Origin of the sequence: Planctomonas psychrotolerans (assembly GCF_008642235.1) — a bacterium.
Lineage (GTDB): Bacteria > Actinomycetota > Actinomycetes > Actinomycetales > Microbacteriaceae > Planctomonas > Planctomonas psychrotolerans.
The window spans coordinates 2,307,153-2,324,173 of sequence record NZ_SJEV01000001.1 but is presented as its reverse complement, the minus strand read 5'-3'; the positions used below and the strand labels follow the sequence as shown (position 1 = coordinate 2,324,173).

11 protein-coding genes are annotated in these 17,021 nt (G+C 69.6%); 8 read left to right on the top strand and 3 right to left on the bottom strand.

The window, feature by feature from the left end; translation table 11 throughout:
* Nucleotides 1–135 precede the first annotated feature (135 nt).
* The 6 genes from EY822_RS10730 (at nt 136) to EY822_RS10705 (ending at nt 7,693) form a co-directional block, all read left to right on the top strand.
* Nucleotides 136–948 carry a hypothetical protein gene (locus EY822_RS10730; RefSeq protein WP_150308253.1) on the top strand — a complete coding sequence of 271 codons (813 nt, stop codon included), beginning with the start codon at nt 136–138 and terminating at the stop codon, nt 946–948.
* Entirely contained in the window at nt 948–2,495 is a 1,548-nt protein-coding gene (locus EY822_RS10725) for an O-antigen ligase family protein (RefSeq protein ID WP_150308252.1), read from the top strand. Before EY822_RS10730 ends, EY822_RS10725 begins: the two co-directional genes overlap by 1 nt.
* 56 nt (nt 2,496–2,551) lie before the next feature.
* The gene (locus tag EY822_RS10720) at nt 2,552–3,982 is read left to right on the top strand and encodes a choice-of-anchor Q domain-containing protein (protein ID WP_150308251.1); all 1,431 of its coding nucleotides are present in this window, start codon (nt 2,552–2,554) and stop codon (nt 3,980–3,982) included.
* A 22-nt stretch (nt 3,983–4,004) separates the two neighbouring features.
* Entirely contained in the window at nt 4,005–5,174 is a 1,170-nt protein-coding gene (locus EY822_RS10715) for a glycosyltransferase (RefSeq protein WP_150308250.1), read from the top strand.
* Nucleotides 5,175–5,208: 34 nt separating this feature from the next.
* The gene (locus tag EY822_RS10710; protein WP_150308249.1) at nt 5,209–6,129 is read left to right on the top strand and encodes a glycosyltransferase; all 921 of its coding nucleotides are present in this window, start codon (nt 5,209–5,211) and stop codon (nt 6,127–6,129) included.
* A 70-nt stretch (nt 6,130–6,199) separates the two neighbouring features.
* Nucleotides 6,200–7,693 (top strand): lipopolysaccharide biosynthesis protein, encoded by a 1,494-nt coding sequence (locus EY822_RS10705; RefSeq protein WP_150308248.1) that lies wholly within the window; start codon nt 6,200–6,202, stop codon nt 7,691–7,693.
* A 148-nt stretch (nt 7,694–7,841) separates the two neighbouring features.
* Here EY822_RS10705 and EY822_RS10700 read toward each other — a convergent pair whose 3' ends face one another.
* The 3 genes from EY822_RS10700 to EY822_RS10690 form a co-directional block, all read right to left on the bottom strand.
* A complete protein-coding gene (locus tag EY822_RS10700) occupies nt 7,842–9,047 on the bottom strand; it encodes a glycosyltransferase family 4 protein (RefSeq protein WP_227497208.1) in 1,206 nt (401 codons plus the stop codon).
* Between the two features lie 136 nt (nt 9,048–9,183).
* A complete protein-coding gene (locus EY822_RS10695; protein WP_150308246.1) occupies nt 9,184–11,571 on the bottom strand; it encodes a cell wall-binding repeat-containing protein in 2,388 nt (795 codons plus the stop codon).
* Between the two features lie 463 nt (nt 11,572–12,034).
* Entirely contained in the window at nt 12,035–13,171 is a 1,137-nt protein-coding gene (locus tag EY822_RS10690) for a glycosyltransferase family 4 protein (RefSeq protein ID WP_150308245.1), read from the bottom strand.
* A 386-nt stretch (nt 13,172–13,557) separates the two neighbouring features.
* On the opposite strand from EY822_RS10690, the gene EY822_RS10685 reads away from it, so the two are divergent.
* Nucleotides 13,558–14,487: a phosphoribosyltransferase gene (locus EY822_RS10685; RefSeq protein WP_150308244.1), complete on the top strand. Its 930-nt coding sequence runs from the start codon at nt 13,558–13,560 to the stop codon at nt 14,485–14,487.
* A 121-nt stretch (nt 14,488–14,608) separates the two neighbouring features.
* On the top strand, nt 14,609–16,858 hold the full coding sequence (locus tag EY822_RS10680; protein ID WP_150308243.1) for an acyltransferase family protein: 2,250 nt from the start codon (nt 14,609–14,611) through the stop codon (nt 16,856–16,858).
* Nucleotides 16,859–17,021: the final 163 nt, after the last annotated feature.

The following is a 17,021-nucleotide window of genomic DNA, read 5'->3' as shown; positions in this document are numbered from 1 at the left end:
CTCCTCGCTCGCACCGCGCACCCGTGCACCGCGCCGAGAACTGCAGGTCGCCGCCCGACGCAGACGCAGCAGTCGAATCTCGTTCTCCATCTCCCCGGCATCCCCGGCCGGGCCACTCGATAAGGGATACTCCGCATGCTCGAATTCACCCAGGCGATCCGCCGCTACTGGTGGCTCATCGTCGTCGGACTCGTCGTCGCGCTGGCCGCCGGTTACGCCGCCGGCTACCGCGTCGAAGACGGGTCCTTCGAGCCGCGCGGCACCGCGGCGTACTCCACTCAGACGACGGTGCTGCTCACCTCGCCCAGGGTGCAGCCCTTCCAGGCCGTCATCCCCGGTCAGCTCCTCGCCGAGAACGAGACCTCCGCCACGGCGAACGACCTCCCCCGCGCCGCGCTCGTGTTCGCCTACATGGTGAACGGCAGCGAGCTGCGCGCGCAGGTGGAGGCACAGGTCGGGGAGATCGACGGCCCCGCCGAGTCCCTCACCGCCGTGCAGCGCACCACCCAGCCGCGCGACGCTGAGCCGGCGGGTGACGTGGCCGGCCAGATCCGCTTCTCGCCGCCCATCCTGGCGATCGAGAGCACCGCCACCACGCCGGAGCGGTCGGTCGAGATCGCGAACGCCGCCTTCGCCGTGCTCGAGCAGACGGTCATCGGCCAGCAGGACGCCGTCGCCCTGCCGCCCGAGCAGCGGATCAGTTTCGACACGCTCGGCACCGAGACCCTCGAGGTCAACTCGGGCGACACTCTCGTGCCGAGCCTCGTGACCGGCGCCGCCGTCTTCGCGGCCTTCCTCGCTCTCATCCTCGCCCTCAACAACGCCCGGGTGGCCCGCACGCGATCGGCCGCGAACCGGTCGGCCGCGGGCCAGACGACGTCGGGCGAGCCGGTGTCGGGTCGCCGTGCCAACCGCACCGTCGACAGGGACGAAGACCTGAGCATCTGATGACCGCGAATCCCAGCACGCGGCTCGAGCGCGGAACGACCGGACGGAGCGACACCGCCCGGGCGATCGTCGCAGCCCTCGTGCTCAGCGGTGCGGTGCTCGGTCTCGCCCTGCTGGGCTTCGCGTTCACCGCAGGGATTCTCGCGGGGGTCGGCGCGCTGGCGTACATCTTCCGTCGCCGCATCTTCACCGTCGACACCCTGCTCGTGGTGCTGCTGTTCGTTCTGCTGCTCATCCCGCTGTCCCGTTACAGTCTCCGCATGTCGCCGGCGATCACACCGCTCATGGCGATGGTGCTGATCAGCACCGCGATCGTCACCCTGCGGCTCCTGTTCGACCGGTCGTTCTCCTGGCGGCCCACTCCGCTCGGGTGGGCCGTCAGCGGATTCATCGCCGCGCAGTTCGTGTCGATCGTGGTCAACATCCGGCCGCTTCTCGAGGCCGGGTTCGTGAACAACTCGATCCGCGAGGTCAGCTACTACGTGAGCTTCATCTTCCTGCTGTTCTTCACGGTGCGGCAGGCACTGCGCTCTCCGCGCACGGTGCGGCTGGTGCTGGGTGTGCTCGTCGCCACCGGTGGGGTGGTCGGTGCCCTCGCCATGCTGGAGCGGGCCATTGCGATCAACGTCTTCTTCCGTCTCGGGTCGTTCCTGCCCCTGCGGGCGACCAGTGACGAGTTCTCCCTGATTCTCCGTGATGGGGCCACCCGTTCGACGGGATCCGCCTCCAACCCCATCGAGCTCGGCGTGATGCTCGCACTGATCCTGCCCTTCGCGTTCTTCCTGGCCTCCGAGTCGCGATGGCCGCGACCGAGAATCCTCCGCCGGCTGGTCTGGTTCGGTGCCGCCGCATTCATGCTCGGGGGCATCTTCGCCTCGGTCTCGCGCACGGCGATCGTGATGGTGGTGATCCTGGTCGTGGTGTCCTGCCTGTTGCGGCCACGACTCATCCCCGTCATCGGGGGAAGCACCGCCGCTCTCGGCGTCGCCCTGTTCACGTTCGCGCCGTCGGTGTTCTCGGGAACCCTCGGCACGCTGCTCGACCCGCAGGCGCTCGTGCAATCGCAGAAGACGTCGCCCGGGTTCCGCGGGAGCGGGAGGCTCACCGATCTGCCGGCCAGCATCGACCGCATCCTCGAGGACCCGTGGTTCGGCACCGGGATCGGCAGTCGCTTCGTCAGCGGAGACTTCCAGAACGCGCTCATCCTCGACAATCAGCTCCTGACCACCGGGGAAGCGGCCGGGCTGGTGGGGGTCGCCGGGATCGTGCTGCTCTTCGCCGTGCCGCTGTGGCGGCTCGGGTGCTTCATCTTCGCCGGAACCTCGTCCCCGGCGTCCCGCAGCCTCGCGGTGACCCTCGCCGTGGCCTTCGCCAGCTACGCCTTCGCGCTGGTCGTGCTCGACGCCTTCGCGTTCTGGCAGGCCGTCGGCGTGTTCGTGGTGCTGCTCGCCATCGCATCGTGGCTGCTCAGCGAGGTGCCGTGGCAGCCGCGACGATCGGTTACCGCGGGATCGCACCGGGCATCCGCCCAGACAGTCCACGCATAATCGATACAGACCCGATCTGAGGAACCCGTTCCTCGCCTCCCGGAAGGACCATGTCCATGGCCCGTCACCCTCGCGACCTCCCCGGGAATTCACCGAAGAGTTCTCCCACCCCGACGTTCGACGTGCTCCGGCAGACGGGATCCCGCCTCCGGCGCGGCGGTGCCGTCGCCGGCGTACTGCTCACCGGGCTTCTCGTCGCGTCCTGCACCGCGTCGCTGGAGCCGGTGGACCCGGAGGACACTCCCATTCCGATGCGTGCTCCCGATCTCACCGTGGACCCGTCGGGCGACGCCTCGGAGTACACCACCATTCAGGCCGCAGTCGACGCCGCGGAGCCGGGGGACGCCATCGAGGTGCTCGCCGGTGAGTACGACGAAGACATCTCCGTGGAGATCGGTGGCAGCGCCGACGAGACGCTCCTCGTCTACGGTGACGGCACCGCCACGATCCGCGGCACCGTCGACGTGTCCGCGCCCTACGTCGAGCTCGTCGGACTCGCCTTCGACGGCGAGGATGCGGAGGGCGACGCCCGCGGCGACAGCGCGGTGACCGTGAGCGCGACCCACCTGACCGCCCGCGACCTGTCCATCTCGAACTACGCCGGCTGGGGAATCGAGTTCGAGGCCGGCACCGGAGACGACCTGCAGCAGGCGTCGAACGGGACGGTGACCGACAGCTACATCTACAACTCGAGCGGCGGCATCGTCGTGCTCGGCGATTCGCTCATCGAGAACAATGAGATCGAACGGATCAACCTGCACGACGACGACGAGGCGCCGGGCGACGCGTTCCGGGTCTTCGGATCGGACACCACCTTCCGCGGCAATCACGTTCACGGCTCGATCCGCGAGGAGATCGTGCCCGCGCACGCCGACATGATCCAGTCGTGGGACGAGGTCGGTGCGCCGGTGACGGGCATCCTGGTCGAGGACAACCTGTTCACCGGCTGGTACAACCAGGGCCTCATGCTCGAGAACGACTACTTCGGTCCCGACGGCGAGTACCTCATCTCCGACTGGGTGGTGCGCAACAACGTCTTCCAGGGCTTCGAGTCCACGGGCATCCACGCCGGCAAGGAGAACGGCGGCATCCCGAACATGACCGTCGAGCACAACGTGTTCGTCGGCAATCCGGACGATGGCGGATACTTCGGGATCGCCTTCTACGGTGAGGGAGGCACCGGCACCGTACGCAACAACATCATCGTGAACGTGACCGACACGACCTACGGAGCGTCGGACGGCGCGACCATGGATGCCAGTCACACCCTCACGTGGGAATCCGCGCGTCCCGACCAGCCCCGCTCGAGCGATCGGATCGAGGTGGATCCGCGCTTCGTCGACCCCGAGACGTTCGACTACCGCCTGAGTGCCGGCTCCCCGGCCATCAACGCGGGCGCGAGGTCGTCCACCGAGACGGACGCGAACGGCACCCCGCGGCCCCAGGGCGGTGCGCCCGACCTCGGCCCCTTCGAACGGGACGACTGACGCGAGCCGCTAGGCTCTGACGGTGACTGAGACCCGCAGCACACCCACGTCTCGCGACGTCGTCTTCACCTTCTTCTACGACACCTACACGGATGCCGTCGAACGAGGGATGATGCGACCGCCCGACCGGTTGCTCTCCACCCTGATGACGTCCGACCGCGTCGACCGCCTGCTCGTCGCCAACCCGTTCCGCAGGCCGGCGACCCACGCCGGCCGCATCCTGCTGCGCAAGAACGCGCCCTTCCCTCGCACCCGAGACCACGCCCTGGTGACGCCGCTGCGGGGCCGACGCTCCGACCCGACCGGTGTCGACGAGACGGCCGCGGAATACGAGCGGTACGACCGCGCCCTCGCGCGTACCGCCCGTCGTCGCGGCCTCGCCTCCCCGGCGCTCATCACCACCAATCCCCTCGTCGCGGGATTCGCACCGCTCGACTGGACCAGCGAGGTGCTGTACTACGCGCGCGACGACTGGGCCTCGCACCCCTCCTACGCGACGCAGGAGGCCGCACTCCGCGCGAGCTACCGGGCGATGGCCGACAACGGCAGGCCGATCGCGGCGGTGTCCCAGCGCATCCTCGACGTCATCGAGCCGACGGGCCCCGCCGAAGTCGTCGCGAACGGCGTGGAGCCGTCGGAGTGGTCGGGCCCGCGGCCCGCCGAACCGGCGTGGCTGTCACGCATCCCGCATCCGCGAGCGCTCTACGTCGGCACTCTCGACACGCGCCTCGACGTCGAGGGGATCGCGGATCTCGCGAGGCGTCGGCCCGACCTCCACGTCATCCTCATGGGTCCCCTCCCCTCGCCCGAGTACCTCGCGCCCCTCGGCGTCTGCCCGAACGTGCACGTGCACCCGTCGGTCGGTCGTGCGGAACTCGTGGCCACCATGCGCAACGTGGACCTCTGCCTGCTCGCGCATCGGCGCACGCCGCTGACCGAGGCGATGAGCCCGCTCAAGGTGTACGAGTACCTCGCCGCCGGGTGCCCGGTGGTGTCGATCGACCTTCCCCCGGTACGCGACATCGATGACCGAGTGATCCTGGTCGACGCGGTGAGCGACTTCGCCGACGTGATCGCGGCAGCGCTCGATCTCGGCACCGCGCCGGAAGCCGAACGCCTGGCCTTCGTCCGCGACAATTCGTGGGCGAGCCGCCACCGAGTTATCCTCGACATGGTATTCCGGGCCCGATGACGCTCGCTCGCCCCGTCACAACCGAAGGCACCGAATGACCTCTCCCGAGCCGCGCCCCGCGGCGTCCACGCCCGGCACGCCGGTGCTCAGCGTCGTGATCCCCGCACACAACGAACAGGCCGTCATCGCCGCCAACCTGCGCGCGGTCCTCGTCGACGCGCGACCGGGTGAGTTCGACGTGGTCGTGGTCGTGAACGGCAGCACCGACCGCACCGCCGAACTGGCTCGCGCCGCCGGCGACGCCGGCAACGAGGTGCGGGTGGTCGAGATCCAGGAGGCGTCCAAGGTCGCCGCGCTGAACGCCGGGGATGCCGCCACCGACGTCTTCCCCCGGGTCTACCTCGACGCCGATGTGACGACCGACGCCGCCACGCTGCGCGCGCTGGCCCGGGCGCTCGACGACTCCACGCCGTACGCCATCGCGTCCCCGTCCCTCATCGTGGACACGAGGTCCGCGTCTCGCGCGGTACGGAGCTACTACCGCGTCTGGAACCTCACCGACTACCGCCAGCGCGGCCACATCGGGTCCGGCATCTACGCGCTGTCACGGGACGGGCGCGCGCGTTTCGGTGCGTTCCCCGACCTCATCGCCGACGACACCTACGTGCAGCAGTTGTTCGCCCTCGAGGAGCGCACCACCCTTCCGGACTTCTCGTTCACCGTGCGCTCCCCCGCCACACTCCGCGCCATGGTGCACCGGTCGGCACGGATCGCAGCGGGCAACAGCGAGCTCAAGGAATACTTCGCCCGCACCGGAACGTCGTCGGCCGGCGAGGACTGGGGCGGGTCGTCGCAGATCCGCAACCTCGTGCTCCGGGTTGCGCGCTCCCCCCGCTACTGGGCCGACTTCCCCGTGTACTGCGTCGGCTACGTCGCCTCCCGACTCGCGGGCAACCGCAAGCGCAGGCGCGGATCCATGCGGGTGTGGGAACGAGACGAAACCAGTCGCGCGTGACGGTAGTGCCGGCGGGAACGCTGCTCCGGGAACACGACGGACACCGACGACGCCACCGAACGGCCCGAGCATGACGGCGGTGCCCGCGGACGAGGGCGACAACCTCGGCCGCAAGGCCGGCCGCGGCGTGCTGCACACCCTCGGCGGCCAGTGGAGTCGCACGCTGCTGCTCCTCGTGTCCACGGTGGTGCTGGCCCGTCTGCTCGAGCCGAACGAGTTCGGTCTGCTCGCGATGGTGACCTCCGTGGTCGGCATCGCCGATGTGCTCCGCGACTTCGGCCTCACCGCGGCCATCCTGCAGTTGAAGACGATCAGCGACCGGTTGTGGTCCATGCTGTTCTGGCTCTCGCTCACCTTCGGCGGCATCTGCATGGTTCTCGTGGCCGCCGCGTCACCGCTCATCGCGGCCCTGTACGACGAGCCGCGGCTCGTGGCCATCACTCTCATCCTGGCGCCCACCCTGCTGCTCAACGGCATGATGCTGCCGCTCCAGGCCCGCCTGCAGCGGCAACTGCGGTTCGGTGTGATCGCCGTGCTCGACGTGGTGTCGACAGCGGTGGGCGTGTCCCTCGCCATCGTGACCGCTCTCCTCGGTGGCGGCGTCGCGGCGCTCATCGTCCTGAACGTCGCCGTCGTCGTCACCCGCCTGATCGGGATGTTCATCCTGGCCAAGGCGCCGATCGGTCGTCCGAAGATCGGGCGCGAGGTGCGTCCCATCCTCCGCAGCAGCTCCAACGTGCTCGGTTCGGAGACGCTCAACTACCTCGTGCGCAACCTCGACAACGTGGTCGTCGGCCGCTTCGCCGGGCCGGCCGTTCTCGGGTTCTACGGTCGCGCTTACTCGCTCCTGCTGCTGCCCCTCACCCAGATCAACGGCCCGCTCTCGCGCGTGGCGCTCCCGGTGCTGAGCTCGCTGCAGGACGACCCGGAGCGCTACCGCCGGTACCTCACCAACGCGATCCTCGTCATCTCCTACTCGTCGGTGATCGTGTTCGCCATCGCGGCCGCGGTGGCCGACCCGCTGATCTACGTCTTCCTCGGACCGGGCTGGTCGAAGTCGGTGTTCATCTTCCAGTTGCTGGCGATCGCCGGTGTCTCCCGGTCTCTCGGAACCGCGCTCACCTGGATTTACATCTCGCTGCAGCGCACCGGCCGGCAGCTGATCTACGACCTCGTCACCAAGCCGTTCATCATCGCCTCGTTCTTCTTCGGCATGATCAGCGGCGGAGTGCACGGTATGGCGCTGGCCTACGGCCTGACGACGCTCACGCTCCTCATTCCCGGGTACTACTTCGCGCTCCGGGGCACGTTCGTGCGGATCAGTGACGTGGCGGTGCCGTTCTTCCGGCCGATCCTCCTCGCTCCCTTCATGTTCGCCGCCGCGCTGCTCGCCCAGCTCGCCGTCGACCTGCCGCCGTTCGTGGAGCTGATGATCGGCGGATTCGCCGGACTCGTCCCGGGTGTGCTCGCCTACCTGCTCGTGCCGTCGGTGCGCCGCGATCTCTCCGTGCTCGGCTCGTTCGCCGGGCAACTGCGCAAGAAGCGCAAGCCGAAGTCCGACTGAGCGCGCCCCTACCCGACCCCGACCCCGTTCCCGTTCCCGTTCGCGTTCCCGTTCGACTTGACGCGGCACGTACTGTGACCTCGCGGCACAAGGTGCGGAACGTGCCGCGAGTGCATCGCGCGTGCCGCGAGCAACGTCGCGGGTCCAATCAGGCGGCGGCGGTGCGCGCGATCGCGGTGCGGTAGTTCCCGACCAGGGACTCGTTGGCGGCCGCCCAGGTCAGGTCGGGCGCGTGCTCCAGGTCGCGAGCCCGCATCCGCGCCAGCAGCGCCCGATCGGAGTCCAGCCGGTCGAGGTGCTCGGTCAGCGCCCCGACATCACCGGGCGAGTGCGTGAGGCCGTGCTCGCCGTCGACGATGTACGCACCCGACTCGGTGGAGACGAGCGGCACGCAGCCGAGCGCCTGCGCCTCGTAGGTGACGAGAGCGCTGCCCTCCTCGACCGTGGGCAGAAGCAGCACGTCGGCCTCGGCGAACGCATCCTCGACTTTCGAGGTGAATCCCCTGACCTCGACCCCGGGGCTGTCGAGCAAGGGCTCGAGATGCTCGCGGTAGCCGGGGATGAAGTTGCCGTAGATGAGGAAACGACCGGTGCGGCTGGCGTTCGACGCCCGCCAGGCGCGGAGAGCGTGGTGCAGGCCCTTGCGCGGCTCGCAGCGGCCGACGAACACGGCGGTGAAGGGCGCCGCCGCCTTGCGCTGGGGTGCCGCCCCGAGGTCGTCCGGGTTGTAGCCGTAGCGGTGCCGGAGCAGGCGTTCCTCCGGGAAGTCCCGGTCGAGGAAGCTCTGGGCGACCGTGTCGGAGGGGACGAGCAGGCCCTCGGCGAGCGACCACTCGGCCTCCTCCTCCCTCAATCGATCCTCGTTGTACTCGTGAGACGATCCGGGCGGGACCGGTAATCCGAGGCGCGCGTACTCCTCGGCGACGACCGCGTAGGCGTGCCCGGTATGCGTGTTGGGCACCTCGCGCAGTCCGGGGATACCGAGTGCGGCGGCGGCGCGCAGCGTGCGCTTGGCGCCGAGCGGCCAGGTGTGAACGACATCCGGTCGGTGGCGCGCGACCATGCGGCTGGCGACGGCATCCGTGTACGCGAAGGCCCGGTGCTGCCCGAGCAGCCGATGCGGCACGCGACGGCCGGCGACGACGAGGGTCTTGCGCAGGCTCGCGAGGCCCGGGATGTCGCGCGCCATGCTGGCGGTGACGAGGTGCACCGAGTGTCCGGCGGCGACGAGTTCGGTGACCTGATTCCAGGCCGTCATCCCGATTCCCGGCGACCCGATGGCGAACGGGAAGCTGTACAGCACGGTGAGCGGCGCGGTCCTGGGGTCGTCTGATCGATCGATTCGGTCGTGCATGGGATGCCCTTTCCTCGTTCGTGGCTGGTGGCGCCGTTGCCGCGGTGGATGGTAGGGACCTACCACGGTACGGCACATAGTCGAACGGGAGGTGAATGTGGGGAAATACGACCGACGTTCACCGGGGCAGGACTCGTCAGCAGGCGGTGAGGCGCTCCACACCGCGGGCGAGCGCCCCCTCGCCGCCCAGGAGGGTGACGGTGCCGACCCCATGGCCCGTGATCGCCGACCGCACCGATGCCGGCACGCATCCGCGCGGCGTGATGTAGAGCGGCACACCCAGCGTGCCGGCCAGGGCGGCGCCGGCGAGCGCGTCGGGGAATTGCTCTCCCGTCGAGAGGAATGCTCGCTTCGTCTGCCCGAACGCGGCCGCATTCAGCAGCCGGCTGGTGTCGAAGCGGTCGGCTCCGGCCGTGCGCTGCACGCTGGCGACGGAGGACAGGCCCGTGTGCACACCGGCGCTCACGACGCTGGGTCCTCCCGCAATCGTCACCTTCTTCACGCCGAGGTCGACCATCAGGGTGCGGGTGGCAGCATCGAGGCCGTCCGCCTTGCCGTTGACGAGCAGCACGGGCACGCCCGCCGCTCCCGCCGCGGATGACGCGGAGAGCGCGTCGGGGAAGTTGGTGCCTGTGGCCACGTACGCCTGGGGTGCGGTCGGGAACGCGTAGTCCACGACTCGCCGCGCGGTATCGAAGCGGTCGTTACCGCCGAGGCGCACGGTGTGCGGGGCGATGGCGCGGAGCCGGTCGAACACGGCCGACGACACGGCGTTCTCGCCGCCGATCACCACGATCTTCCCGGGTCGGAGTTCGGCGATGCGAGCGTGCACCGCGTCGGGCAGGGCGCCACCCGCCGTGAGCAGCACCGGGCCGCCCTCCTTCACCGCGGCGGGCCCGGCCGCGAGCGCGTCCGGGTAGTCGCTGCCCTTCGCGACGTAGACGACGGGGGCGGTTTCCGGGAATGCGACGCGCGAGATCGCGACCGCGGTGTCGTAGCGGTCGGCGCCCGACACCCGGTCCGACGCCGGCACCGACTCGTACTGTGCGGCCTCGGATGCGGCCGGTGCGGTGAGCGATGGTTCTGCGGGAGCGGCCGGGGCGGGCGCGACCGGTGCCGGAGCTGTCGGAGCCGGAACTGCCGGAGCCGGAACTGCCGGAGCCGGGGCTGCCGGAGCCGGGGGTACCGTTGCCGGAGTCGAGGCCGCCGGAGCCTGGACCGCCGGAGCCGGAGCCGGAGCCGGTGCGGGTGCGGGTGCGGCCGGGGCCGACGACCTGAACTCGAACGGACCGATGTCGGAAACGCGTCCTGTGGAGCGTGACAGTCCGTCCGCATCGAATGCGAGGCCGAGCGCCACTCCGGCGTCGATGGCTGGGGATCCGGCACGCAGCCGGAAGTTTCCCGACGCGACGTCCGAGAACAGCGGATCGGCGAGCACGTTGCTCCGCACCGCCGGCCTGGGCAAGGGTGCCCGGAAGACGAGGTTGTGCGTCGCGGACATGGTCGCTCGCTCACTGGCGAAGTAGCTCGACTGGGTCAGACCGGTGATCACGTTGTTGTGCACCGAACCGGAGCCACCGGCGCCGATGAAGGCGATTCCGTGGTAACCCCTGTCCAGCGACCCGGCGAAAACGTTGTTCACCACGGTCATGCGGGGTATGCCGCCGTTCTTCTTGCCGGCGAGCACGCCCCACGACTCGAAGCCCGAGAACACGTTGTTGCGCACGGTCCAGTCGGAGATGTAGGCCTTGCGCGGGTGCGCGTCGTTCTCGAGCATGATGCCCTGGTGAAACCATCCGGCGAAGCGATTGTTCTCGACCAGCACGTTCCGCACGGGGATCTTCACGTCATCCCAGGACTGGATGGCGTCGACGTGGGCGAGATACGTCTCCTTCTTGCTGGTGCCGGACAGGGAGTTGCCGCGGATCACCACGTTCGAGCCGAACACGCGGAAGGCGTCGCCCGGCATGCTGGCGTCGCCGTGCACGTTGATTCGTACGATGTCGTTGAACTCGGCCACTCCACGTTCGGCGAGCTGCATCCCGCCCGCGGAATTCGTGATCCGGTTCGACGCCGCATAGCCGTCGGTCGCCTTTTTGGCATCGAAACGGATGCCCCAGCCCCGGTAGGAGTCGATGCGAAGCCCGGTGATGCGGGCGTGCGGTGCGTTGACGGTGACGGCCGTGGCCGCGGTGGCGCCGTGGCGCGTCTGTCCGGCGAGGGTGAGGTTCGACAGCGCGGTGTGCGCCGCGGTGACGGTCACGGTGCCGGCCAGAACGGCGTTGGAGCCCTCGGCCGTGACCGTGATGGGCGCGGAACGTGCCCCGCCCCGACGCAGCACGATGTTCTCGGCGTACCGTCCGTCGCGGATCACCACCCGGTCGCCGGGCGTCTTCGCGTTGTCGAGAGCCGACTGGATGGTCGGATAGGTGCCGGGCGTTCGCGCCTGATCGACCACCAGCACCCGCGGTGCCTGGGCGGCGAAAGCCGGCGTGGCGACCCCCTGCGATGCGATCGCGACCACCAGCCCGATGGCCGACAGTAGAACCGTTCTGGAATTGTTTCGTCGCGCACGCGCCACAGTATCCGCCCCCCCCCAGGGATGCTCTGGCGTGTTCGCCGAGCAATTTCCGCGCGGTTCCGGCCCCCGCCTCGACCGCGCGTATTCGTGTGTTCTCTCGGAGCCTATGTCAGCGCCGGGCGGTTCCGACCGACCGCGACTCACCCACTTCGGGGGCGAACGAGCGTCGCCCCGTCCCCAGTCCGGGGGCGTCGCCGTGCCCCAGTGCCGGCACGTCTCAGGCGCCCGAGCTGTCGGCCGTTCCCACGGGGCCGCATGCTCGTCCCCCTCCGAGGAGGTGGCCCTATCGGTTGCTCACCAACGGTCGAGGAGCACAGTGGATCTCTCGGTCGCTGAATGCGGCAGAGTTCCCGGGTCGCTCAGGCGACAGGAGACGCAGGGAGACGCCCGACACGGGGCATCCCGGTCACGCGGCGTAGGCCGAGTTCAGGGCCTCGAGCTGGTTCGCGGTGTTGTTCATCGCGGTCCACTCCGCCCACTTGGCGTGCTGAAGGGACCGAACGCTCGCGTCGTCCATCACGGAGATCATCCGGGCGGCCGCGTCGAGGGAATCGACGCGCGCCTCCTCGGGGAAGTACTCCATCGAGGGGGCGTCGCGCACGATCACGGGCAGTCCCGCGGACACGGCCTCCAGGATCGTGACGGGGTAGCCCTCCCACTTCGCGACGTGCACGTAGAGGTCGGCGGCCGCCATCTCGCGCAACACCGCTCGGCGGTCGAGCCACCCGGTGACACGCACTCCGGCGGCACGCAGACGGTCGACGATCTCCTGGTCCCCACCGCCGACCCAGACGAAGTCGATGTCGTCCCTCGTGGCTTGAACCGTCTCGGACAGCTGGGCGAAGAACTCCGGGTCCTTCTGGGCGCCGAGGCGACCGGATGCCAGCACGGTGCGCACCGGAGAGTTGCGGCGCGTGTGGCCGCGACCCCGCGGCTTCACGTGCGGAACGTAGACGACCGAGTTCGACGGCATGGACCGACGGGAGAGTTCGGCCTCACGCGGTGAGCACGCGGCGAACACGGACGTGTTCCACGCGAGCATCCACTCGATAGCACGGTATGCGGCACGCTTCGGACCGGACAGGTCCTCGCGCTCGTAGGAATAGCAGTGCGGCGTGTACGCGATGGTCACTTCCGACTTGGAGACGGCGACGCGGGTGTACGCCCCGCCCAGGCTGGAGTGCGCGTGCACCACGTCGCAGCGGCGGGCCTTCGCCACGCGCCGCACCTGACGGACGCGCTTGAAGTGATTGCGTTCGAACTCCTCCACCGAGTCGAAGCCGAGCAGAGCGGTCTCCGACAGTGGGGCGTCAGCGCGAGTCGCGTAAAGAAGGTGGTGCTCGAGATGCGGCGTGCTCCGCACGTAGTCATGCACGGCCGCGGCGACACCGCCCGCGAAGCTCTCCACCACGTGCAGGATTCCGGGATTCGCGGGTCGCGCATCCTCCGGGCGGTATCCCGGGGCGTCCTGGGTGTGCGTCAGGCTCCACGATTCGGGCGAGAACGGGGCGACGTCGCGGTCTGTCTTGTCGAGTACTGACATGCGGAACTGGCCTCTCTACACATAGTGAGCGCAGCGTCGGGCTCGCGCGTCAGGCGCGCGATTAGTGCTTATGCATCGGGGGATGCGAGATTCGGCACGGAGTACCGAACAGCTGGCGACCGGCTCTATTGACGAAGCGCCAGCTTCGAGGGCGATGTAGTGACGGTCTGTCGACCGATATCCCGCGGGTAAGAGGGATTCCCACCGCCCACGGCCAGACTAGGAGACCGAGAGGCGATCGAACACGCCACGGAGAAGAGTTTACGCGCTAGTAACCTATTTGGGGGACATCCCCGACATGTTGTCGTCCGAACATCACTTCCCGCCCTGTAGATTGCGGGGAGCCCGGCGGCATCCGCATGCCCTGGAGCGAGCAGGCAGGACCTATGAAGCGCAGAGAACTCAACTACCGGAGCGTGCACGAGCTCAACCAGTCGGTCATCCGCTGGTCGCGCGATCTCCCCCAGAATGTGGAGCTGATCGTGGGGATTCCCCGTAGCGGGCTCCTCGCGGCCAGCTTGCTCAGCCTGCACATGCACCGCCCGCTCTGCGATCTGACCACCTACCTGAGCGGCGCGGAGCCCTGGGGCGGTTTTCGGCGCGCCACCGGCGCAGCCTCCGGAATAACGCTTCTCGTGGATGACACGTCGCACACCGGTCAGGAGATGGACCGGGTGAAGGCGGCCGTGCGCGCCGCGGGCAAGGACAGTGCCAGCGTCCTGTACGGCGCGGTGTACATCACCGCATCGGCCCGTCCGTTCGTGGACACGTTCGCCGAGGTGCTCCCCCATCCGCGCGCGTTCGAGTGGAACATCCTGAACCACCCGCGGATGCTGTCGCGGGCCTGCATGGACATCGACGGGGTGCTCTGCCCCGATCCTGCCGATCGCGACAACGACGACGGTCCGCGCTACCGTCGCTTCCTCTCCGACACCGAGCTGCGTTACCGGCCGTCCTTCAAGGTGCACTCGCTGGTCACCTCGCGGCTCGAGAAGTACCGACCGGAGACCGAGGAGTGGCTGGCCCGCCATGGCGTCGAGTACGGCGAGCTGATCATGCTCGACCTGCCGACGGCGGCGGAGCGGCGCCGACTGGGCGCGCACGCGACCCACAAGGCCGCCGCGTACGCCGCCTCCGGCAACGAGCTGTTCATCGAGAGCGAGCGGGACCAGGGCAAGCGCATTCACGAGCTCACCGGGTTGCCGGTGTACGTGACCGACACCCGTGACTTCTTCGGCGCGGGCGGTGACCCGAACTTCCGCGAGCCGTGGCAGCACCGCGCCGCCGACGCCGCGCGTCGCATCCTGCGCCGCTAGTCCCGGAATCAGGGGGCGGGGACGGCGCCGACGACCGGTACGCTGCTGGGTGAGCCTCGACGGTGGACTCGGCTGGCGCCGCTCCCGCACTCTCGGGGTGAGCCAGTAGGAGAAGTACCTCGTGATTCCCGTCGTCGACGACGCACCCGCCCACCACCGGGCCGGCTCGTCGAACGCGGGCGGGCATCGCACCGACCGAGGCGCGTCACGCCGAGCGCATCGCGCCGACGTGCAGGGGCTTCGCGCCGTAGCCGTTCTGCTCGTGCTGCTGTACCACGCCGGACTCCCGTTCCTGCCGGGCGGCTTCGTCGGCGTCGACGTCTTCTTCGTGATCAGCGGATTCCTCATCACCGGCCTGGTGCTGCGCGAGGCCGCTGCGACGGGCCGGATCTCGCTCCCCGGCTTCTACGCCCGCCGCGCCCGCCGCATCCTGCCCGCCGCCGCGCTGGTGCTCGTGACGACGGCCGTGCTCGCCATGCTGGTGCTGCCCCGCACGCGATGGGACGACACCGGCTGGCACATCACGGCCAGCGCGCTTTCGGCGGTGAACTGGATCTTCGCCGCCGACTCCGTGGATTATCTCGCGGCCGACTCGGCGGAGAGTCCCGTGCAGCACTTCTGGACGCTCGCCGTGGAGGAGCAGTTCTACCTGGTGTGGCCGCTGCTGCTCTGCCTCGCGCTTGGGATCGGCGGAAAGCGGTTCGGCGAGCGGCGGTTCGGCGAGCGCCGAATCGGTATGCGCGGCGGACGCGAGCCCAGCGGCTCCCCGAGGCGCTGGGCGCTGGCGTTCATCCTTTCCCTCACGATCGCGTCGTTCGCGTGGTCGGTGCACTACACGGTGGTCGCGCCGGGCCCCGCGTACTTCGTCACGACGACCCGCCTGTGGGAGCTCGGCGTGGGCGCTCTCCTCGCCGTCGCAGCCGGGTCGGTGGCGCGGATGCCCGTCCGGCTCGCCCGCGTGCTGGGGTGGGCCGGGCTCGTCGCGGTGCTCGCGGCCGCCGGCCTGTACGATTCCGGCACCCCGTTCCCGGGCGTCGCCGCGGCCCTTCCGACGCTCGGCGCGGCCGCCATCCTCGCGTCCGGCACGCGTATCGGGAACAGCGGTGTCGGCCGGCTGCTGGCCTCCCGGCCGCTCACCTGGATCGGGGACCGGTCGTACTCGCTGTACCTCTGGCACTGGCCGTTCCTCATCTTCGCCGGCGTGCTGTTCGGTGAACCGGGGGTGCTCCTCGGCCTGCTCGTGGTGCTGGCGTCCCTGGTGCCCGCGGACCTGAGCTATCGCTTCGTGGAGCGTCCGCTCGGGAGCCGGCCGCTCGACACCCGTTCCCAGCGCACCGCCGCGCTGTCGGCGGGCGCCGCGCTCGTGGTGGTCGGGATGCTCGCCGGGCTGGTGATGGTGGCGGCTCCCGATCCGCACGCCCGAGCTGCCGCCACGGACGCGACGGAGGCGTCGGCGCCCTCCGATGCGCCGGACGGGGAGTCGACGGCATTCCCCTCGACGGATGCCGTGCCGGGGCGTGGTGCTGCCGCCCTGGCGCTCGATCCGACCGCGGGAGAGCCGACCGACACGGTAGAGGCGTACACCCCCACCGCGATCGACGCGAGCGGCGACAATCCCTCGGTGTACTCCGACGGATGCCACGTGAGCCAGCTCGAGACACGCGCGATCGGCTGCACCTACGGCGATCCGCTGGGCGGGTTCTCCGTCGCCCTCGTCGGCGACTCGCACGCCGCGCAGTGGGTTCCCGCCCTGCGGCGCATCGCCGAAGACCGTGGCTGGAAGCTGACCACGTACACCAAGTCGAGATGTGCGGTCGGCACGGCCGTCCTCATCGCGAAGGACACGGTGTACACGTCCTATCGCGAGTGCATCGCCTGGAACTCGGCGCTCGACGACATCCTCACCGGGCCGGACAAGCCGGATCTGGTGGTCACCAGCAACATGCTTCAGCCCACGCTGGTGGACGGTCAGCCGTCCACCGAGCTGGCCCCGTTCGCGTCCGGTCTCGCGGAGGCGTGGCAACGACTGGAGGACGTCGGCGTGCCGGTGGTCGCGCTGGTCGACACGCCGTTCGTCGGCGTGAACGTGCCCGACTGCGTGGCCGTCAACGAAACGACGCTCACTGCCTGCGCCGTCGACCGCTCCGTGGCGCTCGACCGGCAGGGCGACGCGGAGCGGATGGCCGCCGCGAGGGTGGGCTCGGTGCCCCTTCTCGACCTCAACCACCTCATCTGTCCGGCATCGCGGTGCGCGCCGATCATCGGCGACGTGCTCGTGTATCGCGACGACAACCACATGACGGCTACCTACGCCGAGACGTTGCACCCGGCGCTCTACGCCGAACTGGACGCGACGGGTCTTCTCCCCTAGACCCCACCGTCTGAATCCCACCGTCCGGGTGGCCCGTTCGCGTACCCTCGTCGCCCGGTGTGGCAGCGCCGTCGCCAGGGTCGTACCTCGGGCGACGGCAGGAAATCCGGGCGACGACGGTGTGGGCGGTGACCGTCGACCTCCTGACCGGGTGGGCGGTGCG

What these genes read in the sequence shown, in the direction of transcription:
- EY822_RS10685 (WP_150308244.1), top strand. Translation starts at nt 13,558, where the DNA reads ATGAAGCGCAGAGAACTCAACTACCGGAGCGTGCACGAGCTCAACCAG.
- EY822_RS10700 (WP_227497208.1), bottom strand. Translation starts at nt 9,047, where the DNA reads ATGCACGACCGAATCGATCGATCAGACGACCCCAGGACCGCGCCGCTC.
- EY822_RS10730 (WP_150308253.1), top strand. Translation starts at nt 136, where the DNA reads ATGCTCGAATTCACCCAGGCGATCCGCCGCTACTGGTGGCTCATCGTC.
- EY822_RS10710 (WP_150308249.1), top strand. Translation starts at nt 5,209, where the DNA reads ATGACCTCTCCCGAGCCGCGCCCCGCGGCGTCCACGCCCGGCACGCCG.
- EY822_RS10725 (WP_150308252.1), top strand. Translation starts at nt 948, where the DNA reads ATGACCGCGAATCCCAGCACGCGGCTCGAGCGCGGAACGACCGGACGG.
- EY822_RS10690 (WP_150308245.1), bottom strand. Translation starts at nt 13,171, where the DNA reads ATGTCAGTACTCGACAAGACAGACCGCGACGTCGCCCCGTTCTCGCCC.
- EY822_RS10705 (WP_150308248.1), top strand. Translation starts at nt 6,200, where the DNA reads ATGACGGCGGTGCCCGCGGACGAGGGCGACAACCTCGGCCGCAAGGCC.
- EY822_RS10720 (WP_150308251.1), top strand. Translation starts at nt 2,552, where the DNA reads ATGGCCCGTCACCCTCGCGACCTCCCCGGGAATTCACCGAAGAGTTCT.